Source organism: Paenibacillus ginsengihumi DSM 21568 (assembly GCF_000380965.1).
Lineage (GTDB): Bacteria > Bacillota > Bacilli > Paenibacillales > NBRC-103111 > Paenibacillus_G > Paenibacillus_G ginsengihumi.
Genome location: NZ_KB905582.1, coordinates 25,396 through 50,975, shown reverse-complemented (window position 1 = coordinate 50,975; position 25,580 = coordinate 25,396). Strand labels below are relative to the sequence as shown.

At 58.0% G+C, this 25,580-nt stretch carries 18 protein-coding genes and 3 pseudogenes; 7 read left to right on the top strand and 14 right to left on the bottom strand.

Annotated elements, in window-relative coordinates; translation table 11 throughout:
* Positions 1 to 414: 414 nt before the first annotated feature.
* Both F591_RS30525 and F591_RS0116965 read right to left on the bottom strand, forming a co-directional pair.
* Positions 415 to 776, bottom strand: a pseudogene (locus tag F591_RS30525) (transposase); the annotation flags it as partial.
* Positions 777 to 1,025: 249 nt separating this feature from the next.
* Positions 1,026 to 1,877, bottom strand: a complete 852-nt coding sequence (locus F591_RS0116965; RefSeq protein ID WP_019535819.1) for a lipoate--protein ligase family protein — start codon at positions 1,875 to 1,877, stop codon at positions 1,026 to 1,028.
* A 228-nt stretch (positions 1,878 to 2,105) separates the two neighbouring features.
* On the opposite strand from F591_RS0116965, the gene F591_RS0116960 reads away from it, so the two are divergent.
* From F591_RS0116960 to F591_RS28305, 3 genes are all read left to right on the top strand, one after another.
* Positions 2,106 to 3,899, top strand: a complete 1,794-nt coding sequence (locus tag F591_RS0116960; protein WP_019535818.1) for a DEAD/DEAH box helicase — start codon at positions 2,106 to 2,108, stop codon at positions 3,897 to 3,899.
* Positions 3,896 to 5,149 carry a YqhG family protein gene (locus tag F591_RS0116955; RefSeq protein WP_019535817.1) on the top strand — a complete coding sequence of 418 codons (1,254 nt, stop codon included), beginning with the start codon at positions 3,896 to 3,898 and terminating at the stop codon, positions 5,147 to 5,149. The genes F591_RS0116960 and F591_RS0116955 overlap by 4 nt, the downstream gene beginning before the upstream one ends.
* A gap of 170 nt (positions 5,150 to 5,319) precedes the next feature.
* Complete coding sequence (locus F591_RS28305; protein WP_019535816.1) at positions 5,320 to 6,258, top strand: hypothetical protein; 939 nt, start codon at positions 5,320 to 5,322, stop codon at positions 6,256 to 6,258.
* A 489-nt stretch (positions 6,259 to 6,747) separates the two neighbouring features.
* Here F591_RS28305 and F591_RS28300 read toward each other — a convergent pair whose 3' ends face one another.
* The 5 genes from F591_RS28300 to F591_RS0116920 form a co-directional block, all read right to left on the bottom strand.
* Positions 6,748 to 7,065, bottom strand: coding sequence for a YqzE family protein (locus F591_RS28300; RefSeq protein ID WP_019535815.1), 318 nt, complete (start codon positions 7,063 to 7,065; stop codon positions 6,748 to 6,750).
* An 843-nt stretch (positions 7,066 to 7,908) separates the two neighbouring features.
* Positions 7,909 to 9,630, bottom strand: a complete 1,722-nt coding sequence (gene argS / locus F591_RS0116940) for an arginine--tRNA ligase (RefSeq protein ID WP_019535814.1) — start codon at positions 9,628 to 9,630, stop codon at positions 7,909 to 7,911.
* A 267-nt stretch (positions 9,631 to 9,897) separates the two neighbouring features.
* Positions 9,898 to 10,383 (bottom strand): GNAT family N-acetyltransferase, encoded by a 486-nt coding sequence (locus F591_RS0116935; RefSeq protein ID WP_019535813.1) that lies wholly within the window; start codon positions 10,381 to 10,383, stop codon positions 9,898 to 9,900.
* Positions 10,384 to 10,788: 405 nt separating this feature from the next.
* On the bottom strand, positions 10,789 to 11,841 hold the full coding sequence (locus tag F591_RS31530; protein WP_156829600.1) for a hypothetical protein: 1,053 nt from the start codon (positions 11,839 to 11,841) through the stop codon (positions 10,789 to 10,791).
* A gap of 87 nt (positions 11,842 to 11,928) precedes the next feature.
* Positions 11,929 to 14,364: a heavy metal translocating P-type ATPase gene (locus tag F591_RS0116920; protein WP_019535810.1), complete on the bottom strand. Its 2,436-nt coding sequence runs from the start codon at positions 14,362 to 14,364 to the stop codon at positions 11,929 to 11,931.
* A 257-nt stretch (positions 14,365 to 14,621) separates the two neighbouring features.
* On the opposite strand from F591_RS0116920, the gene F591_RS32910 reads away from it, so the two are divergent.
* Positions 14,622 to 14,828 carry a hypothetical protein gene (locus tag F591_RS32910; RefSeq protein ID WP_083935517.1) on the top strand — a complete coding sequence of 69 codons (207 nt, stop codon included), beginning with the start codon at positions 14,622 to 14,624 and terminating at the stop codon, positions 14,826 to 14,828.
* A 361-nt stretch (positions 14,829 to 15,189) separates the two neighbouring features.
* On the opposite strand, the gene F591_RS0116915 is transcribed toward F591_RS32910, so the two are convergent.
* Positions 15,190 to 15,522 (bottom strand): metal-sensitive transcriptional regulator, encoded by a 333-nt coding sequence (locus F591_RS0116915; RefSeq protein ID WP_040741909.1) that lies wholly within the window; start codon positions 15,520 to 15,522, stop codon positions 15,190 to 15,192.
* 113 nt (positions 15,523 to 15,635) lie between these two features.
* Positions 15,636 to 16,028, bottom strand: a pseudogene (locus F591_RS0116910) (helix-turn-helix transcriptional regulator); the annotation flags it as partial.
* A gap of 140 nt (positions 16,029 to 16,168) precedes the next feature.
* Here F591_RS0116910 and F591_RS33575 point away from each other — a divergent pair.
* Positions 16,169 to 17,532, top strand: a pseudogene (locus F591_RS33575) (alanine/glycine:cation symporter family protein).
* Between the two features lie 117 nt (positions 17,533 to 17,649).
* Here F591_RS33575 and F591_RS0116900 read toward each other — a convergent pair.
* Positions 17,650 to 18,999, bottom strand: coding sequence for an aminotransferase-like domain-containing protein (locus tag F591_RS0116900; RefSeq protein WP_019535807.1), 1,350 nt, complete (start codon positions 18,997 to 18,999; stop codon positions 17,650 to 17,652).
* A gap of 179 nt (positions 19,000 to 19,178) precedes the next feature.
* On the opposite strand from F591_RS0116900, the gene F591_RS0116895 reads away from it, so the two are divergent.
* Both F591_RS0116895 and F591_RS0116890 read left to right on the top strand, forming a co-directional pair.
* Positions 19,179 to 20,105: a DMT family transporter gene (locus tag F591_RS0116895; protein ID WP_019535806.1), complete on the top strand. Its 927-nt coding sequence runs from the start codon at positions 19,179 to 19,181 to the stop codon at positions 20,103 to 20,105.
* A gap of 59 nt (positions 20,106 to 20,164) precedes the next feature.
* Positions 20,165 to 20,797, top strand: a complete 633-nt coding sequence (locus F591_RS0116890) for a nitroreductase family protein (protein ID WP_026326682.1) — start codon at positions 20,165 to 20,167, stop codon at positions 20,795 to 20,797.
* A 145-nt stretch (positions 20,798 to 20,942) separates the two neighbouring features.
* Here the strand turns inward: F591_RS0116890 and F591_RS0116885 are convergent, their stop codons facing one another.
* The 4 genes from F591_RS0116885 to F591_RS0116870 form a co-directional block, all read right to left on the bottom strand.
* Entirely contained in the window at positions 20,943 to 21,857 is a 915-nt protein-coding gene (locus F591_RS0116885) for an NADP-dependent oxidoreductase (protein ID WP_019535804.1), read from the bottom strand.
* Between the two features lie 134 nt (positions 21,858 to 21,991).
* On the bottom strand, positions 21,992 to 22,705 hold the full coding sequence (locus F591_RS0116880; protein ID WP_019535803.1) for an inositol monophosphatase family protein: 714 nt from the start codon (positions 22,703 to 22,705) through the stop codon (positions 21,992 to 21,994).
* An 86-nt stretch (positions 22,706 to 22,791) separates the two neighbouring features.
* On the bottom strand, positions 22,792 to 23,574 hold the full coding sequence (locus F591_RS0116875; RefSeq protein WP_019535802.1) for a TrmB family transcriptional regulator: 783 nt from the start codon (positions 23,572 to 23,574) through the stop codon (positions 22,792 to 22,794).
* 1,263 nt (positions 23,575 to 24,837) lie between these two features.
* On the bottom strand, positions 24,838 to 25,209 hold the full coding sequence (locus F591_RS0116870) for a YkvA family protein (RefSeq protein WP_211217597.1): 372 nt from the start codon (positions 25,207 to 25,209) through the stop codon (positions 24,838 to 24,840).
* Positions 25,210 to 25,580 lie beyond the last annotated feature (371 nt).

Sequence of the window (25,580 nt, the reverse complement as noted above, 5' to 3'; positions counted from 1 at the left end):
GATCTGCTTGATTCGGCGACGCTCCGCAAGAATTTCAATTCGGCGTTCGCGGCGTGATTTTCGTTCTGGCGCATGGTTCGTTGCTTGTGGTACCATGTTGCTAGGGACACTTCCTCTCGTTGGTTATTCGTGGTGGTTTAACCTTTGACAAGAGGCTTGCAGTGTCCTGTTTATTTTGCAAAAAAATTGGCAACTTTTTATGACGAAAATGCCTTGTCACAACGTGAATCTCTCAGATTTTGGCTAGGCTACATTCCGAATTCATGTTGAAAGTTTATCAAGTTTGTTTGGTAACAATATCGTTCTCAAATGTCGTACAGTCGGAGGAAAGGGATACGCTTCTCTATTCCTATGCCAGCTCGGACCATAAAATAGTTAGTATTTCACTTCATATGAGGTGCTATATAAGTTGAACTAGAAACCTTCCCATACGTCATCTGATTCCATTCGAACACATAAACGATCAATGATCTCCATCGGCTTCTTCATGATGGACGTCATGAACTCGTGCACATGGCGGCGGATGTCCGCGACCTGTAGTAGAACACATTGTTAATCACATCTGATTTCAGCCATTTCCAGAGTCCCTCTACAAGATTGAGTTGTGGACTGTAGGGCGGCGGGACCACACAAAGGTCAGTCGTGGATGTTCCGCCAAAACGGCTGAAGCACTTGGCATGGTGAATTCGAGCGTTATCTAACACCATGGTGATCGTGCCTGTTGGATATGCTGCCAGCACTTGATGCAAGAAGACTAGGAAGGTTTTCGCAGTGTACTAAAATATATCAAATTCCGCCCGATTCAACCCTTTTTTAACGCGGGGAACGTTTCTTCACATAGGAAAATCCCCAAAATGTTGCACAAAGTGCAACATTGAGCCGCATTGGCGGATTATCCCCTCATTTTTGTTGTACAAAATACAACATTTGCGGACTCTCTTACGTAATCCGAAAGGCCGGACGTTCTCCGAACATGGTTTTGAGCCGCAAGCAGCGCAGCGCAAAAAAAGAAGACGGCCCGCAGGTCATCTTCTCATGTTCCATTCCTCGTTATCGTATTTTTCCCGCATCAGCTTGTCCGCCAGCTCGGCCTCGTACGGGGTCAGTTCCCCTTCCTCGAGCCCCGCTTCCAGCCCTTCGGCGATACCGGCGCGGAACGCCGCCTCGGTCTCCGCCATCTCCACAGGCTCAAGACCGAGCCCCCGGCGCAAGTCGTTGATCGCCACCGCCTTGCGCAAAAACTGCTGCATCATCCGGTCGCGGACGCGCTCGCTCGAGAAGCGCAGCAGGCGAAACAACTGCTCGGCGTCCAGCTCGAGCAGGATCGAGCCGTGCTGCAGCACGACGCCCTTGGCCCGAGTTTGCGCGCTGCCGGCGATTTTGCGGCCTTCGACGACGAGCTCATACCACGACGGCGAATCGAAGCAGGCGGCCGAGCCGAGCGAGGCGTATTGGGCCTTCTCCTCGCCGGTGTCGAGCTGCACCATTCGCGCGTCCAGCCCCAGCCTGCGGAAGCCGTGAAGCAGGCCGACGCTGAGCACCCGGTACGCCTCGGTCACGCTGCGCGGAATGCCGGGATACTGCTCCGAGACGATGATGCTATACGTCAGCTCGCGGTCATGCAGCACCGCCCGGCCTCCGGTAGGCCGGCGAACGAAGCCGATGCCTTCGCGCTCCAGCGCCGCGAAGTCAATCTCCTCGCGCGCCTTCTGAAAATACCCGACCGACAGCGTTGCCGGCTGCCAGCCGTAAAAGCGGACGGTCGGCGGCGCCTTCCCCTCGCTGTGCGCGGTCAAAATCGCCTCGTCCACCGCCATATTGTAAGCCGGGGAACAAAGCCCCGAAGCAAGAAAACGCCATTGCTGTTCCATCGTCATCTCCCCCTCCTGCGCCCTGATCCGAAGAAAAAAAGGCGAGTCCCGTTGCCGGGGGCCGCCTGTTCTCCTATCTCTCATTATAGATGAAGCAGCCTCCGGAGGCAATCCGATTGCGCCCGAGATGCTGCCGCACCTCGTTTCTGGCTGCTCCGGAGCCGTTTGAAAGCGCCCTTTTTCGTCCATACTGATATTTAACACTTCCGAGATGACGGGAAAGGGTGGAGCCGGATGCAACAACAAGAGCGAAACGAGCACATCAAAACATTGAACCGGCATGTCCAGCTTCATTTTGACAGGGAATGGTTCGAGGAGCTGCACGCCCGCGCGCTGAGGAACGGCCCCTGGGACGATTGGACGATGTATCGGCTCGCATACGAGGCCGAAAGCTCGACATTGATCCGTGAGTTCGACGAGCTGCAGTGCCTGGCGCATCTCCCCCAGCTGGTGCCGATGGCCCATCAGATCGATACGGCCAAAAAGGTGCTGACCGAAATGCGCGGGCGGGCCATTCTCGCCGACGAGGTCGGGCTCGGCAAGACGATCGAGGCCGGGCTGATTTTGAAGGAATACATGATCCGCGGTCTGGTCAAAAAGGTGCTGATCCTCGTGCCCGCTTCGCTGGTGCTGCAGTGGGTGCGCGAGCTGAACCAGAAATTCGGCATCCCGGCAGTCGCCCAAAAGAAGGAGTATATGTGGGTGCAAAGCGATATCGTCGTCGCTTCCATGGATACGGCGAAGCGCGATCCGCACCGCGATATCGTGCTCGGGCTCGAGTACGACATGCTGATCATCGACGAGGCCCACAAGCTGAAAAACAAAAAAACGACCAATTACAAATTCGTTAGCGACCTGCGCAAAAAATATTGCCTGCTGCTGACGGCGACGCCGGTCCAGAACGATCTGAAGGAGCTGTACAATCTGATCACGCTGCTCAAGCCCGGCCAGCTCGGAGCCCAGGGCAGCTTTCAGGCGAATTATGTCGTCGGCAAGCGCATCCCGAAGAACGAGGAGCAGCTTCAGCAGGAGCTGTCCAAGGTGATGATCCGCAACCGCCGCAGCGACGGCGGCGTCAGCTTCACCAAGCGCATCGTGCGCAACATTCCGCTTACGCTCTCCCCCGAAGAACAAGCGCTCTACGACGGGGTGACCCAGTTCGTCAAAGGACGCTACGAGGAATCCGGGGGCGACATCAGCAGCGTGCTGTCCATGGTAACGCTGCAGCGCGAGGTCTGCTCCAGCCGGGACGCCGTATTCATTACGCTGGTGAACCTGTTCAAGAAGACGGCCGAGGATTCGCCGCTCCGGCCGAAAATTTGGGAGCTCGTCGAGCTGATCCGCGGCATCAAAGCCAACACCAAGGCGGAGAAGGTGATCGAGCTGCTGCAGGAAATCGGCGACAAGACGATCATTTTCACGGAATACCGCGCCTCGCAGGAGTATTTGCTGCAGTATTTGAAGGAGCACGGCATTTCGGCTGTGCCGTACCGCGGCGGGATGAACCGGGGCAAGAAGGACTGGATGATGGACCTGTTCCGCAACCGGGCGCAGGTGCTTGTCGCCACCGAAGCCGGCGGCGAAGGCATCAACCTGCAGTTTTGCCACCATATGATCAACTTCGATCTGCCGTGGAATCCGATGCGCGTCGAGCAGCGGATCGGCCGGGTGCACCGACTCGGCCAGCAGCAGGACGTCAAAATATACAACCTGTCGACGCTCGGCACGATCGAGGAGCACATCGTCTCGCTGCTGCATGAAAAAATCAACATGTTCGAGATGGTCATCGGCGAGCTGGATACGATCCTGGAGCGGATCGAGAAGAAGACCAGCCTGGAATCCCATATCGCCAAGCTGCTGCTCTCGTCCAAAAGCGACGACGATATTCGCAGCCAGCTCGACGAGCTTGGCCGCACGTTCGCCCAGGCGCGCAGCGAGCTTGAAGAGGAAACGCGCGAGGCTGCCCGGCTCGAATCGCTTCTGGACGGCAGCGGCGAAATCGTTCAGGAGGTGTCCCCCGGAACATGAATACCGAGCAGATCCGGGCATTCGTCCTGCGGTATCTGGAGGCCGAGCAGTGCGACGTACTGGAGAAGCATCCGGCTTACGTCACCGTCAAGCTGTCGCCTTCCGCCGACAAGGAGCTGACGAACCGCCCGTATTACTGGAGCTTCGTCGAACGGACAGGCGCACCGGCCGAAACGATGACGTGCACGTTCATCTTCGACCCGGACGCATACCGCGAGCTGCACCCGCCGCAGCCGGGGCCGTACGGCGCCGTCAGCACGGCCGCGCCCGGGCCGAGCGGCCCGCCGGCCCCCGGCGCAGCTGCCCAGGCGGGCGGCGGGACGGCGCAGCCGAGCCCAGCCGGGGCAGCCGCGCCGCATTCTGGCGGCGCAGCGGCAGCCGGCGGCGCGCAGCGGGACGCCGCTTCGGCGGCGGCAGCGGGGCCCGGCGGCGCGATGCCGCAGGGCGCGTCAGCTGCGCCGACCGCGGAAGCTGCGCCAGCCGCAAGCGCCGCGCCGACAGCCGGCGGCGCGCAGCAGCCAGGCGCCGCGGACGGCGCAGCGGCGGCGGGCAGCCCGGCGGCTGCCGGAGCCAGCGCTGCGCCGCAGGGCGACAGCATCCTCGGCCGCTATTTCGGCTTCGTGCCGACCTCCTTCACGGCGCGGGTGCCCCGCGATGAAGTCACCTTCGGCAGCCGCCGGCTCGAGCAAATGTTCGCCGCCGCCCGCAGCAAAGGCCGTTACGTCCGGCTGTTCGAGGCGTACAAGCCTGAATCGCCGAAGGCCAGCCAAACGGTGCCTTACGAGACCTGGTTCGTCGTCAACTTCAAGGTCGAGCTCGTCTGCGACATGAAAAAAAGCGAGATCCACTCGCTCGGCATCCATATGGGCACAACCGAAATCCGCGAGAACGTTCACGACTGGCTGAGCGCCAAGACGCTGACGCCGCGACTTCCCGCCCATATCTACGTGACGCCCGACCGCATCACGCTCCCCCGCGCCCTGCTGTATCTGGAGGAGCATGTGGAGCGCAAGCTGAAGACGTACGATCACCGCTGGGCCGAGGAAGCGCAGCTTCGCCTGGAGGAAGAGCTGAATCGCGTCAGCAGCTATTACGAGCCGCTGCTAAAGGCAGCAAGCAGCGAGCAGAAAGCGGAGATTGAGGCGCAATATACCGGCCGCCGCGAAGAGATCGAATGGCAGTACCGGCCGCGGGTGCAAATATCCGCCATCAATTGCGGTTTGTTTCACCTTTCCAGCGCGAACGGGTGAGAGCCTTGACGAATGCCGCGCCATCTCCGCGCATTTTCGGGAAAAGTTTTTGCAGACAGGCTACAGGTTCTAACAATCTTTTCAAAACATATCTATTAAAATAAAGGCATATTCGCACCGACATCCGCATAGTGCTGAATGTGCATTCATTCCACGCAGGCGGTGAATTCATGAACACATCGAAGCTGGGGCTCGCCGTCGCGATCATCGGCGGCATGCTGCTCGGACTTTGTCCAGCAACGGGAACGGCGCTTGAAGAGCCGGTCTCCGCAGACATTAGAGCGGTGCAGCAGAAGCTCCCCGAATCCAGACAGCCCGACGTGCAGGCTCCCAGGCTGGCCGAAGCGGTGAACCAGTTCATCGAACATGTAGCGGCCCAGGCGGGCTTCGAGTCTTGGCGGCAAGCGAGCTGGACAAGCCAGCCGCTCGGTCCGGGAACGCACGGATGGATCATTTTGCTCCAGTCAGGCGGACAAGAGATCGGATACATGGTCGTCCACGCCGCAGGCCCGGATACGTACCGGCTTACGGAATACGGCTTGGGCCCGTACCCGCTGTTCAGCCTGCAGACGCTGTACCGCTCCTTGGTGCAGCTGGAACTTATCTCATCGGATTATACGCTTGAGCGTCTGTATCTGGACCCGCTGCATGCGGTTTGGCAGGTCACCGCCCGAGATCAGCAGGTCCCCGGGATCGTCTATATTGACGCCAAAACAGGCGAGCAGCTGCCGCTGGACTCCATCGGCATCGCCCATCCTAACCCGATGCCACCCCTTGCAGGACTGGTGAAACCGTTCACCAACGTCCAGCCGGCTCATACAATAACGGCAAGCGAACAACTCCCTCCGTTCGACGTATACGGACGGTTGTCCTGGGTGGGCAAGACGCCTCCCGCTGCCCCGCCCTTCGACACGCTTAAGGAGTGGCTGGCGGAAGGCCAGCGCGTCGTCGTGACGACTGAACCGTTCGGCAAGCGCATTATGGTGCCTTTTCCCGTAACCGGCTACCAGGTTTGGTCCGGAGGCGAGGCATTTATCCGGGTACAGCAGGACGACGACCGGTTCATCCCGTTCTCGCTGCTGCAGGAATCCGGCGCATTTTTCCCTTAGGTTTTTCTCCTCTCTCTCTTTCCTATATAGAAAAGCTTCCCCGCTCCTTGCCGTAACGCGGCTGTAGCGCCTCGCTCTGGCAGGGGGAGAAGCTTTTCCTTTTTTTCTACGGCTATTTGGCCTACTGGGGCTGTTGGGGCTGCTTGTTCCACACCCGTTTTGCTCGTTCCGGTGTTCGTCCGCTCCAGTTTAGGCGCCTGTGAAGGGCGATGCCCCCCGTCGTCGATCGCCCCTTCGATACGGAGCATTCGCCGACGGAATGGCTCGAATGATCAGGATAGCGTGTGCCCCATGTTTATTGGCTTGAGCTTGTTAGCTGCGCCTTTGCCCGGTTCAAGCCTGTTTGCTCCGGCCTTGTCTGGTCCGACTGGTTTACTCCGGCTTTGTCTGTCTAACTTGTTTACTCCGTCCTTGTATGCCTCAAGCCTATTTATTCCAGCTTTGTTCTGTCCAGTTGGTTTACTCCGGCTTTGTCTGCTCCAAGCCTATTTATTCCGGCTTTGTTCTGTCCAGCTGGTTTACTCCGTCCTTGTATGCCTCAGGCCTTTTTATTCCGGCTTTGTCTGTCTCCAGCTTGTCTGCCGCGTCGTGGCCGACGCCGGACCGCCGCCAACCCCACATACCCTCTCGCAGCCGTCCGAACCAGATCGATAGCGAAAGCGGCACCATCCCGAACCAGCGCACGCTCCAATGCTCCCTCATCTCCCTGCGGATTGCCCGGTGCTGCCTGCGCACTTCTTTAGGGGTGTCGATATATTTGACAATCTGCACCGTCACATATTTGACGAAATCCTCCGTTTTGGCCATAATGGTCACCTCTGATACCAGTTTGCACCAATACGCCCCAATTCAAACGCTGCCGAAAGCGATACAACCAGCTGTGATCAAGAAAATACTGCACTTTATACAACATTTTGGAGAAAAACCGCCAGTTTGCCGCGAAAAGTTGTAAAAAGTGCAGCAATTTTAGCAAAAAACTTCCACATCTGCTGCAAACGGCCCAAAATTTTGCACGAAATACAACAATCATGCTAGCCCCCCATCGAATTGGGCAAAAATGTTGTACTTACTGCAACATGTGAGCGATCTATACGAACGAGATCGTGGAATGCCATTGCGAGTAGTAGGGCTGCCGAACGAGGGAGGCGGACGATGAGCCGGAGAGGAACCCGGCGCGCAGGGAGCGGTTGGCGGGCCGGCGACGGTCCAGCGCGTAGAACGCGGCTGGCACTCATCCGCGCTGGATGCAAACTGACGCCCGGGGACGGGCTCCGGCACGCTGGGCGCGGATGGCGACCCGGGCCCAGGACCCGTCCGCGCTGGATGCGACTGACGCCCCGGGGACGGGCCCCGGCGCGCAGGGAGCGGTTGGCGAGCCGGCGACGGTCCAGCGCGTAGAACGCGGCTGGCACTCATCCGCGCTGGATGCAACCTGACGCCCGGGGACGGGCTCCGGCGCGCTGGAGCAACCGCGGTTCAGCGGTCGTTTTTCCTTGTACAGAAAGTCGCACTTCGCTTTAATGCTTTAGCGAAATTAACTTTCTGTAACGATCAAAAGCGACGCATCCCTCATCAAGGGAATACGTCGCTTCTGCCAATCGCACTGCTATAGCGTATACCAAAACCATTTGGGCCGGGCCCGGGCGTGCATTAAATTTGCTCAGGCGCTTCCAGACCGATCAGGGCGAGGCCGTTCTTCAGCGTCTGCTGCACGCCTTTGACAAGCGTAAGCCGCGCTTTGCGCAGCGCCTCGTCCTCCACGTTCAGGATCGAGCATTCGTGATAGAAGCGGTTGAACGCTTGCGCCAGGTCGACCAGATAGCGGCTGATGATGGACGGCTCCAGCTTGTACATCGCCTGCTCTACCCGCTCGCGGAACAGGTAGATCTCCTTCACCGCGGCGAACGCTTCCTCGTTGGCCAGCAGGCCGGCGTCCACCTGCTCGATGCCGAAGCCGAGCCCCTCGGAAGTGCTGATGCCTGCCTTGCGCAGGACGCTGCAGGCTCGGGCGTGCGTGTATTGCACGTACGGACCCGTCTCGCCATCGAAGTTCAGCGCTTCGTCCCAGGAGAAGACGATATTTTTAATCCGGTTGTTGCTCAGATCGTTGAAAATGATCGCCCCGACGCCGACCTTGCGGGCGACCTCATCCTTGTTCGGCATGTCCGGATTTTTCTCGTCGATGATTTCGCGCGTCTTCTCAATCGCCTTGGTCAGCAGCTCCTCCAGATTGATGACATTGCCCTTGCGGGTAGACAGCTTCGCCCCTTCGAGGCTGACCTTGCCGAACGGCACGTGCACGAGCTGCTTCGCCCAGTCGTAGCCCATCAGCTCGATGACCTTGAACCATTGGTTAAAATGCAGGCTCTGCCCGGCGTCCGTCACGTAGATCGCTTTTTCAAAATCATACGTGTTTTTGCGGTAAATGGCCGCCGTCACGTCGCGCGTATGGTACAGCGTGCCTCCGTCCTTCTTCACCATCAGCGCCGGCGGCATATCGTAATCGTCGAGCCGGACGAGCAACGCGCCGTCGTCCTCTTCCAGCAGCTGCTTCTCCTTCAGCTCGTCCAGCACGGCGGCCATCTTGTCATTATAGAAGCTTTCGCCGGCGTACGAATCGAATTTGACCCCGAGCAGGTCGTACATCTTGTGAAATTCCTTCAGGCTGATATCGACGAACCAACGCCACAGCGCCAACGCTTCCTCGTCGCCCTGCTCCAGCCGGACGAACCAGGAGCGGGCTTCGTCCTCCAGCTCCGGCTTCGCTTCCGCCTCGTCATGGAACTTGACGTAAATTCGCTGCAGCTCCGCGATACCGTCGGCTTCAACCGCAGCCTTATCGCCCCACAGCTTATAGGCGACGATCAGCTTGCCGAACTGTGTGCCCCAGTCGCCAAGATGATTGACCCCGACACAGCGGTATCCCAGGAACTGAAAAATGTTATAAAGAGCGTTGCCGATCACCGTCGACCGCAGGTGTCCGATGTGGAACGTCTTGGCGATGTTCGGCGAGGAGAAATCGATGACGATGCTGCGGCCCTGCCCGATATTTTGCGAGCCGTAGCTGTCCTTCTGCGAGAGAACCTCGCCCAGCACACTGCCGATGAACGCGCCTGGCTCCAGAAAGACGTTGAAGTACCCGTTCACCGCCTCGATCCGTGAGAACAGTGGATGCGCGCTCCATTCGCCGGCCAGTCCTTCGGCAATCGCCTGCGGCGATTTGCGCAGCAGCTTGCTCAGCTTGAAGCAGGGCAGCGACAAATCGCCCATTTGCGGATTAGGCGGATATTCGATCGTCTCGGCCAGCTGCTCCGCCGTAACGCCCTCCAGCCGTTCGGCCAGCAATTCGGCCAGTTGTTGCTTTACATTCATTGTGTCAAGTAGCCCCTTTCTCGTCTCGGCGCCCGGAGCATACGCACTAGAGCGCCGCTTTATGCAACAAAGCACCCCATCGTGGGGTGCTGTGCGAAGCGCATGATTAAAGGTGTTGGCAACCTTTGCATATGCACCATTATATATGCCGCTGCCTGCGCGAGTCAAGCCTCGCCTGAAGCGGCTGTCTGGCCTTTGTGGCGAGCGGAGCGGCGGACGCGCAGGCCGCTTCGCCGATCCCGCCCTTTGCGCTTGGCGCCCCCTTGCCTACAGCAGTTTTTGCATGATGACAACATCCAGCCATTGGCCAAATTTGATTCCGACCTCGCGCATCGTACCAACCGTCTCGAAGCCGTATATGCGATGCAGATGAATGCTGCTGTCGTTGCCCCCTGTGATCCGGGATATCACCGTATGCAAACCGGCGGTCCGGCCTTCCTCCAGCGTGCGTCCGAGCAGCGTTTTGCCGATGCCTTGCCCCCGCCGATCGGAATGAATGTACAAGGACAGCTCAGCCGTGCGCGCGTAAGCGGGCCTGTCCGAATAACGGTTCAAGGATGACCAGCCGACGACCGTGCCGTCCGCCTCCGCCACGAGCACCGGATATTCGCGGCCGTGCTGCGCGTACCATTGCTCCTGCTGCTCCAGCGTGCGCGGAACCGTATCGAACGTGGCAGTCGTGTGCAGCACCGCTTCGTTATATATTTCCGTAATGGCGGACAAATCCGTTCTCATCGCGCGGCGAATGTTCATGATTCACTCGCCCCCTCCTCCCTGTCACAATTTTCCGCCTGGATTCTCGCCGCCATGAGCGTGCAGCCTCGTCGCTTGACAGGCGTAAGCCGGCAACGACTGCCGACATCCGCCGAGTTGCGCGTGCTTGCCCTTCGGGTTGTGCGCGGCTCGCCTGCCGGGGGCAGAGCTTGCCCGCCGGATTACGCGGCTCGACCGCCGAGGGGCGCGGCTTGCCCGTCACGTGCTGCGCGACTCAACCGCCGCGTTGCACCGACTTGCCCGCCGGATAAGATCGCTCGAACCGGCAGCGCAAGCGCGGCAAGCCGCTCTGCTGTGAACAGCTGCCTCCGGCTTGAAGCGGCTCGCTCGCGGCGTTTGCGCTGCTGCTCCCATGACGGTTCCCCGCGAGTCGCAAGCTTCAAATCACTTCACCTCAACGGCAAAAGGCACCGTAAACAATTGGCCGTTATGCTGGAACTGCCCCCACATTTTATAAACGCCACTCTTCGGGAACACGGTGGCGAATTGCGCCTTCGGGCCGGTCGCCCGCTCGTCGGTCGGATGGACGTGAAGATACTGCTTCGCGTCAGCAGACAGGATGACCACATGCCCGACAGCGCCCAAATACGGCTCCAGGTTAGCGATGCCTTCCTTGCTCTGCGCATCCCGTATATCGAACGTCAGCGTGACCTCTTCGCCCGCCTTCGCGCCGCTTAAGGTCAGCTCCACCTCCTTGCCGGCCGTAACCTGGACAAGCGTCCGATCCGCCTGAACAACCGCCTGCTGCCCTGCTTCGCCCTCGACCTTCACCCATTCGCTGAGCGTTGCCGCAGTCCCGCCCTTCGGGACGAAATCCGCGAAAATGTTGTAATCGCCGCCCGCCGGAAACGAGGTATCGATCGCGAACTGTCCGTTTCCTTCGTACTCCGGGTGAATGTGTTTAAAAAAGGAAAGGTCGCGGCTTACGATGATCAGATGCAGCAGCTTCTCATGATTGACTTCAAAATCGCTCACTGGCTTGCCTTCGCTATCGGCAATTTGCACGGTCAGCTTGACCGATTCGCCGGCCTTCGCGGACCCGGGGGCGAACGAGAAGGAAGCTTTCAACCGTTCCGCCTCTGCCTGCCCGTCCGCCCCATGACCGCCGTGGCTCCCTTGACCATCATGATCTCCGTGACTGTTGCGTGTCCCGTGTCCGGAGGTTCCATGCCCGTCAGTTTCGTGTCCGGAGGTTCCATGCCCGCCAATTCCACGCTCGTCAATTTCATGTCCGGTAGTTTCGTAGCCGTCGGCATGCTGGTCCTTTGCCTCGGCTTCGTGTCCTCCGGCGGGCTTCGCCGCGCCTGCCGGATGCCCGTTCGCTTCATGGCCAGCCGACGCCGGCTGATTGCCGGCACCACCGCCGCACGCGGTTAACAAACTGAGAGCCAGCATGCCGGACATCCATAAGACGTTTTTGTTCATTTTTTCTGGCATTTGAATCCAATCTCTCCGTTTCGGTTGTCAAGTTTCAAGCCCATGCATATCGCCGCGGGTTGCCCGTTCGTCACGTTCAGGTAATGCTTATCCCCGCAGTTTCACGCGTTGCAGGCGAAGGGCGTTCAGAACGACAGAGACGGAGCTGAGCGCCATCGCCGCGCCCGCGACCCAAGGAGCCAGGAGGCCAATCGCCGCGATCGGAATGCCAAGCGTGTTGTAGCCGAGCGCCCAAAACAAATTTTGCTTGATATTCCGCATCGTTCTGCGGCTCATCTCGATCGCGTCCGGGATGCCGGTCAGATCGCCGCGCATCAGCGTGACGTCCGCCGCTTCCATCGCCACGTCGGTGCCGGTGCCGATCGCCATGCCGATGTCGGCTGTCGCCAAAGCCGGCGCGTCGTTGATACCATCGCCGACCATGGCCACCTTGCGTCCTTGTGCCTGCAGCTTCTTCACTTCCTCCGCCTTGCCTTCCGGCAGCACCTCGGCAAGCACCCGGTCGATGCCGACCTGCGCGGCGATCGCCTTGGCCGTCCGCTTGTTGTCGCCGGTAATCATGATCACCTCAAGGCCCATCGCCTTCAAGCGGCTGACGGCGGCTTTCGACGATTCCTTGATCGTATCGGCCACGGCGACGATGCCGGCATAGCGCCTGTCCACTGCGACCAGCATCGCGGTCTTGCCCGCTTCCTCCAGCCGCGCCATCCGTTCGTATGCCCGACTCGCATCGACATTGTACCGCTCCATGAGCCGGCGCGTGCCGATCAGCACCTCCTTACCTTCGACCGCAGCCCGGATGCCATAGCCTGGAATCGCTTCGAACGATTCGGTTCCCGGCAGCTCGATCCGCAGATCGCGAATGCCGGCGACGATCGCTTCCGCCAGCGGGTGCTCCGAATTTTTCTCCGCCGCGCCGACGAGCCGGAGCAATTCCGTCTCGTCCCCTTCCGCAGCCACATCGGTCAGCTCCGGCTTCCCTTTGGTTACTGTTCCCGTTTTATCCAAAATAACAGCGTCGATCCGATGCGTCTGCTCCAGATGCTCGCCGCCCTTGAACAGGATGCCGAGCTCGGCGGCGCGGCCGGACCCGGCCATAATCGAGGTCGGTGTAGCCAGTCCGAGCGCGCAGGGGCAGGCAATGACGAGAATGGCGATCGCCTTCTCCAGCGCTCCGGCAAAATCGCCCGGCGTCACAACGAAGTACCAGACGAGAAAGGCGACGACGGCAATTCCTGCGACGATCGGGACGAAAATGCCGGAGATAACGTCGGCGATGCGCTGGATCGGCGCCTTGGAGCCCTGCGCTTCTTCCACGACTTTAATAATTTGCGCCAGCGCTGTGTCTTTGCCGACCTTCGTCGCCCGCACCCGCAGCACGCCGTTCCCGTTGATCGTCGCGCCGATGACGGTATCGCCGGCCTTCTTCCCGACAGGCAGGCTTTCGCCGGTCAGCATCGATTCGTCCACCGCCGATTCCCCTTCAAGCACGACGCCGTCCACCGGCACTTTATCGCCGGGACGCACGAGCACGATATCTCCCGCGAGCACTTCTTCTACCGGAATCGTCAGCTCCTGGCCGCTGCGCTCGACGAGCGCCGTCTTTGCCTGCAGCCCCATGAGCGATTGGATCGCTTCCGAGGTGCGGCCCTTCGCCAGCGACTCGAACAGCTTGCCCAGGACGACGAGCGTAATCAGGATTGCGCTCGTCTCGAAGTACAAAGGCGGCCCGTGATGCGCATCGGCGCCGCGGGCGAACCAATCGAGCGTCAAATACAAGCTGTATAAGTATGCGGCCGACGTGCCGAGCGAGATCAGCACATCCATGTTCGCGCTGCCGTTGCGCAGCGCCTTATAAGCGCCGGCATAGAACGGCCAGCCGACATAAAACTGCACGGGAGTGGCCAAAATAAGCTGAATCCACGGATTCATGACCCATTCCGGAGCGTAAATCCACGACGTGAACGAGAAGTGGGCGACCATGCTCCACAGCAGCGGCAGAGAGAGCGCAGCCGACAGAAGCAGCCTCCGCTGCTGCCGCCGGATGTCGCGGCCGCGGCGATCTTCCGCGTTATCGTTCTCCTGCTCCGCAATCGCCCGGTAGCCGAGCTGCTGCACCTTGCGCTGCATATCCTCGGCTGATACCTCGGCAGGCGAATATTCGACGCGGGCTGTTTCCATGGCAAAGTTGACGGTGGCGCTCGTGACGCCCGGCATTCGGCTGAGCCCCTTCTCGATCCGGCTGGCGCAGGCGGCGCACGTCATCCCTTCCAGCTTGAACTGGACGACTTCTTTGACTGTATCGTAGCCGAGCTTCTTGATCGTCTCTTCCAAACGGCTTCTATCGACCTTCGCCGGATCGTAATGGACACTCGCTTGCTCCATAGCGAAATTTACATTGACGGCAGCGACTCCGTCGATTTTGCCGAGTCCTTTCTCAATCCGATTGGCACAAGCCGCGCAGGTCATCCCCGTAATCTGCAGCGTCGTCTGTTTCGTTGCACTAGCATCGGTTGCTCCCATCCTGCTTCACTCCTTGGCAGTCGAATCCGTCACACAACGTCGTAACCTTGTTCCTCAATCGAATCATTTTCCGATTCCTATGACATTTTTAGTATACCCCCCTACCCTATTATAGTCAAATTCTTTTTTTGCAATCCCCGGAATTTTAGCTGGCTTGAAAATAGCCCAGGGCCCGCGGCTCCTCCCCAGGCGCATGTGGCGACGAATCCTGCAAAAAATGCAACATTTTCTGGCCCCTTTGCACAAAGGACAGGGTATTGTTGTATTTTGTGCAACAATTTGGGGGCGATGGGCTTCAAACCCGGGTATATCGCCCAAAATGTTGCACTTTCTACAACATTGAGCCGCGAGTGCCTGTGATTGCCCCGTTTTTGTTGTACAAAATACAATATTTGCTGGCTATCTTGAAAAATTGGACGGAACCCTCCGGCGAATTTTCAGGCACCGAAGGTGACGACCGATGACGAAAGGAATTGCTCGTCATAGGACGTCTATCTTGAAAATAGCGCTTGGTGCGCGGCCCGTTTTCATCTTCTGATGGTGCTGCGCCAGCAGCATGGGCGTCTATCTTGAAAATAGCGCCCAGCCCCGCGGCCCGTTTTCACCATCTGATGGTGCTGCGCCAGCGGCATGGGGGTCTATCATGGAAATAGCGCTTGGTACGCCGCAGCCCATTTTCATCCTCTGATGGTGCCGTGCAAGCGGCATGGGCGTCTTATCTTGAAAATTCAGCGCTATCTAAACGTTGAATTTTCAATGCCGGCAGGAAGTGCTCGGCACAGGCGTCTATTAGGTAACGAAAAAAGCAGCAGCCGCTGCTTCATCCTATCTCATCAACTTGTTCATGGTCGTCATCAGTTCGGTAATCACTTCGGTATCCCCTTCCTGAATCCGCTCGATGACGCAGCTTTTCAGGTGATGTTCCAGGAGCAGTTTTCCGACCCCGTTCAAGGCCGATTGCACCGAGGCGATCTGGTTCAGCACGTCGTCGCAGTACGTATCCTTCTCGATCATCCCTTTGATGCCGCGCACCTGGCCTTCGATCCGGTTCAGCCTGCTGATCAGGCTGTTCTTCACCTTCTCGGAATGATGGCTCTTTCTCTCCGAACCTTCATGCGAGCAGCAATCCGCTTCTGATTCGTCCCGCAGCTCCTGCATTTCCGTCTCCATGCTCATCAGACCCGCCTCCTTTATTTCACATTATAACATACCCCCCACCCCTATACAAGCGGGACAAACAATTCCTATCAGCACCGGTCGTCACCTGCAGCTTATCCATTTTGGGATTTTTTGTAGGCTAATGGCGTCATATTCATCGCCTTGCGAAATTTATCAATAAAGTAGCTTGTGCTACTAAATCCAACCTTATAAGCAACCTCGGTAATATTCGAATCGCCCTGCTGCAGCAAATGTAAGCTTTTTTGAATTCGATAGTCTATCACATAATTTAATGGGGTACATTTCAAATAGCGCTTGAAATATCGACAGCATTCGGAACGGCTTAATTGACCGGCTCTTGCGATATCGTCTAACGCGATCTTTTCCGCGTAATGCAGATGTACCCAACTCAACATTTGCTTCATTCGCTGGCTCTTTACCATTTCGGTCTGGTTGTATTCCAATTGAAATCCATTGATGATCAAATTTTTCCAAATGAACGCCATCGGATGTCACCTTCAGAAACTCGCCATCTTCTTCATTTCCGGCTAAATTGCAAGGGCTTTCTTCTGCCCCTTGTTACGAGTAATTGATCATCCACATTTTCTGCTGCAGGTTGTAAAGCTTTATTTAGCCACAAGGAGGGATGTATTTAATGGAGCTGTTCAAACACATCACTGACTTATTATGGGGCTCGGTAATTGCCTATATTTTGCTGGCCGTTGGCTTATATTATTCAATACGCCTGGGAGCTCCTCAGCTAAAATATTTCAAACTCGCTATAGGGATTATGAAGAAAAACTTGAAGAGCAAGGATGGAAGCATATCGGGTTTTTCCGCATTATGTGCAGCGGTCGGGAGCCAAGTCGGAACAGGCAGCCTGGTCGGAGTAGCGACCGCTTTGGTCGCTGGAGGCCCTGGAGCCATTTTTTGGATGTGGATGACCGCATTGTTTGGCATGGCCATTACCTTTGCCGAGACTATATTGGGGCAGCTGTTTAGAGAAAAAATCGAAGACGGCACCTACCGCGGAGGCTCTGCCTATTATATTGAAAAGGGACTAAAAAATAAACCGATGGCTATGCTAATGTCTGTCTGTTATGTATTGACATTCGGTCTGTTTATCGCGTCCATTCAAACGAATTCCATCGCTGCCTCGTTCACTGGAGTCGTTGACGTGCATCCTCTTATTCCCGGGATTTCCGTAGTTATTCTAACAGCGATCGTAACGGTAGGTGGAGTAAAAGACTTGCCGATTTCTCCGCGGTTATTGTTCCTTTGATGGCCCTCGGATTTATTGCAATCACGATTTATATTGTCATCTCTAACATTACAGCGGTTCCGGCTATATTCGGATTAATTATGAAGAGCGCTTTTTCCAGTACGGCGGTCGTGGGAGGCGCAGCTGGCCATACGGTGACGGAAGCATTCCGATATGGGGTCGCAAGAGGGTTATTTTCCAATGATGCCGGTAACGGCTGTGCGGGATATATGCATGCTTCCGCCAATGTAAAGCATCCTGTTGAACAATCCTTTTTGGCTATGTTGGGGACTTTTGTAACAACAGGAATCATATGCTCGTGCACGGCGTTTGCGCTCCTTATGACAGATGTCCTTGGAACAGGAAAAGACGGGATCAATCTTCTTCAAGAGGCGTTCCATGTTGCCTTGGGGCCTTTAGGCAAATGGATTGTATTTGGTGCTATGTTCCTGTTCGGCTTTACTACCTTGCTGGCCGATGTGTTTTATGGCGAAACTAACTTAAGATATATGTTCAAAAAGCATGCCCAACCTGCCATCTGGATTTACAGAATCATTGCTGCTGTTGTGCTCACGATTAGCTCCGTCGTTCCGCTTTCAACAATTTGGGCTTCCGTCGATTTTTTATTGGCAATCATTGTATTTTTGAACGTCATCGCTTTGTTTGCTCTATTCAAATATGTCCGCTATGCCTTCAAGCATTTCGTTCATCAATTGAAGGAAGGCAGCGAAGAACCAAAATGGGATTGAGAGATTCCCGCCGTGCGATTGAACCGCAATTTCATCGCGCGCCAGCCGCCCGATCGGCACCAGATCGGCTCCGATCGGGCGACATCCCCCTTTATCCGTCACCCTCATCGCCTGCCATCAATACAGCTCTCTCAGCTCCCGTCCGATTTCCTCCATGATCGTCCGCACGCCCTCCTCGATCTGCTCCGGCCGTGTCCGCGAGACGCTGAGCCGCACAAACTTCTCCTTTTCCAGACTATCTGCCAAATAAAACCGTTTGCCCGACACAGCCAGGACGCGCCTGGCGGCAAGCCGCTTCAACAGCCTTTCCAGGTTGACGACTCTGGGCAGCATCAGCGGCAAATACACGCCCGAGCGGACGGGCGGCGCGACGATGCGGCCTGCTTCGTTGTGCCGCTGCAGCGCTTCGTTCAACGCGCGCATCCGCTCCGCGTATTGGCTGCTCATTCTGCGCTTGTTCCGCTCGTACATGCCGTTTTTGATATATACCTCGAGCGCAGCCTGGGACAATAGCGACGTATCGGCATTACTCTTGTAATGGCGGAACGCCTCGAGAAGCTGTTCCGGCAGCACGGCGACGCCGAGGCGCAGGCCCGGGAACACGATTTTCGAGAAGCTTTTCACATACACGACACGGTCTGTGCGGCTGTATGTATAGATCGGATCGAACCCGCGCTCCTCGCCGAGGTCGGCCATGTAATCGTCCTCGACCACATAGACGCCGTACTTGTCGGCCAGGCTTGCAATCGATTTTCTCGTCTCTGCGTTATAGGTCGTGCCGAGCGGATTGTGGTACCGGGGCATCGTATAAAAAAACTTGATCTCACCGCGCTTGAACCACTTCTCCAGCTCCTGCAGATCGATGCCTTCCGCCGTTCGGGCGATGCCGTATACAGGTATCCTCTCCTTCTCCAGAAAGCGCAGGTAAATATCGTAGCCCGGCTGCTCGACGAGAATCGCCGCTTTCCCGTTCGGAAACGGCATTTTGGCCAAAATGTCCAACGCCTGCTGCGCGCCGGAGGTGACGACGAGCCGCTCCGCCTTGGCGAACACCTGGCCGTCGGCCAAATGAGCTGCCAGCGTCTGGCGAAGCTTGTCCAGCCCCTGCGAATTTCCGTAGGTGAACAGCTGATGCTTGTAGGTATCGATCGCCTTGTTCAGGCAGTGTTGGAAATCCAAATACGGGAATACCCCGGCATCCGGCGACGCCGATGTAAAATCGATCGTCGGATTGTCCTCCCCGCCTGCAGGCTCGTCCGCCATTCCGACCACGTAATAGCCGCTTTGCGGCATCGAATAGATCGCGTGACGCTTCTCCAGCTCGGCGTAAGCCCGCACGATGGTGCTTGTGCTGCAGCCGTACGATTTGGCCGCTTCGCGGATCGAAGGCAGCTTTTGGCCCGGGCGGTACTGTCCGCCGCCGATTTTGCTCTCCAGGTCGGATAAAATGTCCATATATTTTCTCATGCCGATTCGCCTCAATTGCTCTATATTCGCGTGCCTCTCTCCTTTCATTATATATGAACAAGCCAACTGTATCGATACAGTTGCGATAAAATGCCGTTGTGATCAACCGGATTTCTCCGTACGATACTAATGTAGATCTGGCGTCTGTTACCGAAGGATGCCGGAAAGGAGGTTAAGCTATGTCCAAGGGGTTAAAACTTGCATACGGATGCGCGGTGCTGAACGCGGCGATTATCGGGCTTTCGTTCCTGTTTACGAAAATCGCGCTGGAGAGCGCCGGGCCGATCGATACGTTAACATACCGTTTTGCCGTATCGTTCGCAGCGATGTCGATTCCGGTCGCGCTGGGCCGGGTGCGGCTGAACTACCGCGGCAAGCCGCTGTATCCGGTGCTGCTGCTGGCTTCGCTGTACCCGCTGGCCTTCTTCGCCTTTCAGGCGTTCGGCCTGGAGCGGGCGACATCTTCCGAGGGAGGCATTTTGCACGCGTTCGTGCCGGTGCTGACGATGCTGCTGGCTTCGCTGTTTTTAAAAGAAAGAACGACCGCGCTGCAAGGAGCATCTATTGTTCTGTCCGGGTTCGGGGTGGCGCTTGTCTTCATGATGAAAGGAGGCGGCATCGAGCTGTCGAGCATGGCGGGGATTGTGCTGCTGTTTCTGTCCTGCCTCTCTTTCGCCGGCTACAGCGTATTGGCCCGCTCGCTGCTGAGAACCTACAGCCCGCTGGAGATCACGTATTTGATGCTCGGCATCGGCTTCATCGCTTTTCTCGTTGTATCGGTCTCGGGCCATGCCGCTGCCGGAACGATGGACCGCTTCTTCGCGCCGCTGGCCGAAGGCTCTTTTATCTTGTCGATCCTCTATCTCGGGGTGCTGTCCTCGCTCGTCACATCGCTGACGGCCAACTACGCCCTGTCCAAGCTGCAAGCGTCGACCGTGAGCGTGTTCTCCAACCTGTCCACGGTCGTAGCGATCGCGGCGGGAGCGCTCGTGCTTGGGGAAGAGATCCAGGCTTATCATCTCATTGGCTCGCTGCTCATTATTGCTGGCGTGATCGGCGCGCAGCGGCTCGGACGCAAGCCGGCGGCTAACGCCAAGAGCGCTTGAGGCTGTTGGACGAGCCGGGCAGCGAAACCATGATCATGATCAAGGAGTTGAAATGGTACATGTCATCCATGATTTCAACCGATCTGTTCACCGTCATGCGGGAACGTCATTCGGTCAAGCATTTCGATCCGGCGCATTCATTAAGCGCGCAGGAGATTCGCGAGCTGCTGGAGCTTGCGGGCAGCGCTCCGTCGGCCTGGAATTTGCAGCATTGGAAGTTTCTCGCCATCGCCGATCCGGCGGCGAAAGACAAGCTGCTGCCTGTCGCCTACGGACAACAGCAGGCCGCGGAAGCGTCCGTCGTCATCGCCATTCTCGGTGATCTGGAGGCAAACCGCAACGCCGAAGCCGTCTTCGACCCTGCCGTGAATGCAGGCCACATGCCTGAGGAAGTGAAGGCGGCGCTGATCGGCCAGATTGAGCAGGCGTACGCCGCTTCCCCCGCTTACGCGCGCGACGAAGCGATCCGCAACGCCTCGCTGGCGGCGATGCAGCTCATGCTGGCGGCCAAAGCCCGCGGCCTCGACTCATGCCCGATGGGCGGCTTCGACGCCGAGCGGTTCGTCCAGGCGTTCAACGTCCCGGCGCGGTATATTCCGGTGCTGCTCGTCGCCATCGGCAAAGCCGCCGCTCCCGCCCGGCCTTCGGCCCGCTTCCCGGCGGAGCAGACGATCGTCTGGAACGGCTTTTGACCGACGGGCAGCGCCCGCCTTGCAAGAGCAACCAGCCCGGGAGGATGTGCCTGTTCAGCAGCGAGTTTCGCTGAAGCGGCGAGAGCAGGCACGGAAGGAGCTGTTCGCTTGTCATGAAGAGGACCGGGGCGCTTAACCTCCCGGTTTATGACATCGTCAGAACGACTTTGCCGAAGCCGTGCCCGGGCTCGATCTCGCGGTGAGCGCTTGCGGCCTCTTCAAGCGGGAACACGCAGCGGATCGGGATGCGCAGCTTCCCTTGAGCGTACAGCGCGACGAGCTCGGCAAGCCGCTCCTTCGACCGCTCGCTGCGAATAGCGCGCACGCCGAGCCGCTCCCCCAGCTCGAACGAAACGATCGTGCCAATGCGGCGCCGATCGATCCCAAGCGCCACAGAGCTGCGCAGCGCATCGTCGCCGGCCGCATCCAGGGCGGCATCCACGCCATTGGGCGCGACGGCCTGCACGCGTTGTTCGAGCCCGGCTCCGTAGGCGACGGGAATTGCGCCAAGCGAGCGGAGATATTCGTGGTTGCGCTCGCTGGCGGTGCCGATGACGTCGGCTCCCCACGCTTTGGCCAGCTGCACGGCGAAGGTGCCTACCCCGCCGGCCGCAGCGTGAATCAGCACCGTATCGCCCGAGCCGACGCCCAGCTCCTTGAGCGCCGTATGGGCGGTTTGCCCGGAGGCGGACAAGACGCCGGCTTCCTCCCAAGGCATCGCTTTGGGCTTGCGCACGATCTGCGCCGCAGGGACGACTACATATTCGGCATAGCATGCCAGCAAAGCCCAGCCCAATACTTCATCGCCGACGGAAAAATCGGCAACGTCCTCCCCGACCTGATCGACGATGCCGGCAAACTCATTGCCCAAAATTTGCGGGAAGCGAAGTTGAAGTCCCGGCGGCGTCCATCCGCTGCTGCGCACCGCGCAGTCAAACGGCTGAACGCCGGCCGCCTTTACTCTGACCCGAACATGGCCTTTGCCTGCCTGCGGTTCGTCCAGCTCCATCGTCTGCAGCACTCCGGGAGGCCCGATCGAAACGATTGCCGCCGCTTTCATAACGCCTCTCTCCCTTCGATGCGATTCTTCGCTTGGACGCCTGCCCCGCCGCTTCGCCCCTGGCGCGTGTTTTCCCAACGAATACCCATTGTTAACACATCAATCCCCCCGCTTTATTAACCATATTAACCATATTAGCCATCGTCTGCGGACTCGCAAACCTTTTCGCTTTTACGCCATGAATTCGCATACCTCTCCGCTTTTGCGCCCCCGTACTCCCAATAAGCATCCATTCTGCCGCAGGCCACGTAAGCCATCTGCAGGGCGGTCGAGCCGAGCATGCGCAGCGCGGTCGATTCCGGAAGCAGCTTGGCCACGCTCCACGCGGTTAGTCTGACATCCTCCGGATCGACGTCCACCTTGTTCGGCGGCGTCGTCAGCAGCAGAGCGTCGGCGAGCCGGGTTTTGGCCGATACCGTTATCCGCTGCCCGTTCAAATAAGCTCCTTCCCCGCGCACAGCATGGAAATACTCGTTCCGGCCCGCGCCGTACACAGCGGAGAAAACCGCCTTGCCGTCCTGGACAAGACACAGCGAAGTGGACCAGAAGCCGAAGCCCTGATGGAGATGGATCGCCCCGTCGATCGGGTCCAGCACCCAATAAGCCCCGCCGTATTCCGGAACCGCCTGCTTGCCGGCATTCAGTTCGGCCTCCGACCACGGGAGATCCGGGTACCGCGCATTCTCTGCCGCACGAATCTTCGGTTCCGCCCAACGATTCGCTTCCGAGAACCGCTCAATCAGCCCTTCGCGGGTGAGCGCAGGCTGCAGCCCTCCGAAGCGACGCAGCACCTCCCGGCTAATCGGGACCAGCGCCTGATGAATGTCATTTGCATCGATTTTGTACATCCGACTGCACTCCTTTTTCTCGAATAGATATTAGATGTATTCATAAATACTACTATTAAATATCCAAAAAAAGCGCGGAGCCCCCGCTATTCCAACAGCTCCCTCCACGGTTCGACGATGCGCTCGTAATCCCGGCCGTATTTTTCTTCGAACTGGACCGCAAAATCTTTCTCTGTCTGCTCCATGACCAGATCGTGATACAGCCCGTTTCGCAGCAGCTCGATAACGGACGGATGATCCGTCTCCAACGCCGATAACCGGACCGACCGTCCGAAGCTCCCGATCAGCGCCGAGCGGGAATCGCACAGCAGCGAAAATTTCCTCGAGACCGGATGCCGCCAAGCCTCGCTGCGTTTATGCCCAATCAGATGCTTCAGCGGAAGAGCCGTCTCTCCAATGACAACCGCCAACACCTTCACGCCCCGGCGCTCGGCATCCAGCAGCGCGTCGGCCATCCAGTGAACATCCTCTGACCAGACATCCGCCGCAATCGTGCGGTTCGCATTGGCCGCCATCCGCTCGATCGCCTGGCGCAGCGCCTGCTCGCCCCTCCAGGTATAAAAGGAAGCCGCCGATTTCGGAGGGCCCTCCAGTTCCTGCAGCAGCGTCTGCGCCGTGCGGTCGAACCGCGATTTCATCGCGCGCACCAACTGCCCGATCGGCACCGCCTCATATAATACGGGATCGGCCTCGATCGCGCGGCATACCCCTTTATCCGTCATAGCCCGCAGAGCGGCATAAACGTTGGTGCGGGAGACGGATACCCGTTTGGCGACTTCATAGCCCGACATTTCGGGGGATTCGTACAGCGCCAAATAAATCCGGGCCTCCAGATCAGACAGCCCGATGCTTCGCAGCTCATCGATCATTGCAGCGCTCCTCTTTGGCGTATTTTTAGTAGTATCGTAAAATAATACTAATGAATGCATAGCATAGCGAAAAGTCAATCCTATATTTGGGCTGACTTGACTTGCGGAACGCCTCATGCCACCAGCTTGTTAGCAGTCGCTTGGGCAAAGCGGGCCGTGAGCCCCCTCCACTCCGCCCGAGGTTCCTTGATCGTGCAAACCGATGCTTTGCTGCAGCCGGGGTGCTCAGACGGCGTCCCCCGAACTCTGCATTAGCGTTCGTCTTTAGCGTTCGAACTCCGCGTAAGCGCGGCCTTTCCCCGGGCACCCGGGCATCGAAGCGGTTCGCTCCCCGATCATCAGGTTGTACGCTTCTCCTCGGGCACATGAGCCGACAAATCCTGCAAAAAATGCAACATTTTCCGGCCTCTTCGCACCAGAGGAAGGGGAATATTGCATTTTGTGCAACAATTTGGGGGAGATTGGCTGCAAACCCGGGAAAATCGCCCGAAATGTTGCACATTTTACAACTTTGAGCGGCGAGTGCGGTTTATCCCCGCGTTTTTGTTGTACAAAATGCAACATTTGAAAGTGCCCATTGGATTGGGGCAAGGGTTGTGGCCCCGCGCCCCGGCCGGGGCGCGGAATCCAGCCTGGAGCGCGGCATGCGCTCGGACTGGAGCGCTGCGCTCGAGCTGGGCGCGGCATGCACTCGGGCTGGGTCCGGCTGCGCACGAACTGGAGCGCTGCGCACGAGTTGGGCGCGGCATGCGCTCAGGCTGAGCCCGGCTGCGCACGAACTGGAGCGCTGCACACAAGCTGGGCATGGCATGCGCTCAGGCTGAGCCCGGCTGCGCTCGGGCTGAGCGCGGCATGCGCACGGGCTGGGCATGACATGCGCTCAGGCTGGGTCCGGCTACGCTCGGAATGGAGCGCTGCGCTCGGGCTGAGCGCGGCATGCGCTCAGGCTGAGCCCGGCTGCGCTCGGGCTGAGCGCGGCATGCGCACGAGCTGGGCGCGGCATGCGCTCAGGCTGGGTCCGGCTGCGCTCGGGCTGGGCGCGGCATGCGCTCAGGCTGAGCCCGGCTGCGCTCGGACTGGAGCGCTGCGCTCGGGCTGGGCGCGGCATGCGCACGGGCTAGGCATGACATGCGCTCAGGCTGAGCCCGGCTGCGCTCAGGCTGGGTCCGGCTGCGCTCGGGCTGAGCGCGGCATGCGCACGAGCTGGGCGCGGCATGCGCTCAGGCTGAGCCCGGCTGCAGTTGCCTGTCCGTCCCGTTTCATTCATTTCGAAAACTTGTCGTCGATATCCCCGAGATCGTCAAGGCAGTCATCGCCAAACCATTCGGCCAATTTCACCTTGGCTTTTTGGCGAATATCCTCATTGATATATACAGCGACGATCCCAAGGGCCGCAACCAATGATCCCAGATCGTCCGTGAAGCCGGCGACAGGCACGATATCGGGAATCGCATCAAGAGGGCTGATAAAATAGGCCAGCGAACCGATAATAACGGTCTTTGCCCATGCAGGCACATTCCCGTCCTTCAAGCAATAGAACAGCAGCAGCGCGGCGTAAACGACCTTATAGCCCGCCTTTTTCCCGAATTTCCGAAGCTTCTCCCAAAATGAATCTTCCGAATAGTGATCGCTCAATTTCTCCGCCATCCATCTCACTCCTATAAATAAGACTTAGGATACATTTCTATGATGCGTTATTCGCCAACTTGTTAAGATCTCCTTCATGATCACAATAAAATATGTAGAGCAATGCAATGCCATTCTCCACTCGATAATAACAAAACGCCACATGATCACTTAGATCAGATGGCGTTTATTCCGTAATTACAATTGAATCGGATTATACAACAATCACTGCCCTGGTTCCCTGTCCTTCTCCAGTTGCTTTCTAGACTCCTCGTCAGCTTGCATACGCTCGACTTCACTTTCAGGCTGTAGTGATGATTTATCTAGGGGCTTTGGATTCTTTAGAGCCAGCTTTGTCGACGGGCATCCTAAACAGGCTC

Bases quoted from the DNA above. Each gene is read 5' to 3' on its own strand.
- F591_RS0116935 (WP_019535813.1), bottom strand. From the start codon at position 10,383: ATGAACATTCGCCGCGCGATGAGAACGGATTTGTCCGCCATTACGGAA.
- F591_RS0116955 (WP_019535817.1), top strand. From the start codon at position 3,896: ATGAATACCGAGCAGATCCGGGCATTCGTCCTGCGGTATCTGGAGGCC.
- F591_RS0116880 (WP_019535803.1), bottom strand. From the start codon at position 22,705: ATGTACAAAATCGATGCAAATGACATTCATCAGGCGCTGGTCCCGATT.
- F591_RS0116965 (WP_019535819.1), bottom strand. From the start codon at position 1,877: ATGACGATGGAACAGCAATGGCGTTTTCTTGCTTCGGGGCTTTGTTCC.
- F591_RS0116900 (WP_019535807.1), bottom strand. From the start codon at position 18,999: ATGAGAAAATATATGGACATTTTATCCGACCTGGAGAGCAAAATCGGC.
- F591_RS28305 (WP_019535816.1), top strand. From the start codon at position 5,320: ATGAACACATCGAAGCTGGGGCTCGCCGTCGCGATCATCGGCGGCATG.
- F591_RS0116885 (WP_019535804.1), bottom strand. From the start codon at position 21,857: ATGAAAGCGGCGGCAATCGTTTCGATCGGGCCTCCCGGAGTGCTGCAG.
- F591_RS31530 (WP_156829600.1), bottom strand. From the start codon at position 11,841: ATGCCAGAAAAAATGAACAAAAACGTCTTATGGATGTCCGGCATGCTG.
- F591_RS0116895 (WP_019535806.1), top strand. From the start codon at position 19,179: ATGTCCAAGGGGTTAAAACTTGCATACGGATGCGCGGTGCTGAACGCG.
- F591_RS0116875 (WP_019535802.1), bottom strand. From the start codon at position 23,574: ATGATCGATGAGCTGCGAAGCATCGGGCTGTCTGATCTGGAGGCCCGG.
- F591_RS28300 (WP_019535815.1), bottom strand. From the start codon at position 7,065: ATGGCCAAAACGGAGGATTTCGTCAAATATGTGACGGTGCAGATTGTC.
- F591_RS0116960 (WP_019535818.1), top strand. From the start codon at position 2,106: ATGCAACAACAAGAGCGAAACGAGCACATCAAAACATTGAACCGGCAT.
- F591_RS0116890 (WP_026326682.1), top strand. From the start codon at position 20,165: ATGTCATCCATGATTTCAACCGATCTGTTCACCGTCATGCGGGAACGT.
- F591_RS0116915 (WP_040741909.1), bottom strand. From the start codon at position 15,522: ATGCAGGAGCTGCGGGACGAATCAGAAGCGGATTGCTGCTCGCATGAA.
- F591_RS0116920 (WP_019535810.1), bottom strand. From the start codon at position 14,364: ATGGGAGCAACCGATGCTAGTGCAACGAAACAGACGACGCTGCAGATT.
- argS (WP_019535814.1), bottom strand. From the start codon at position 9,630: ATGAATGTAAAGCAACAACTGGCCGAATTGCTGGCCGAACGGCTGGAG.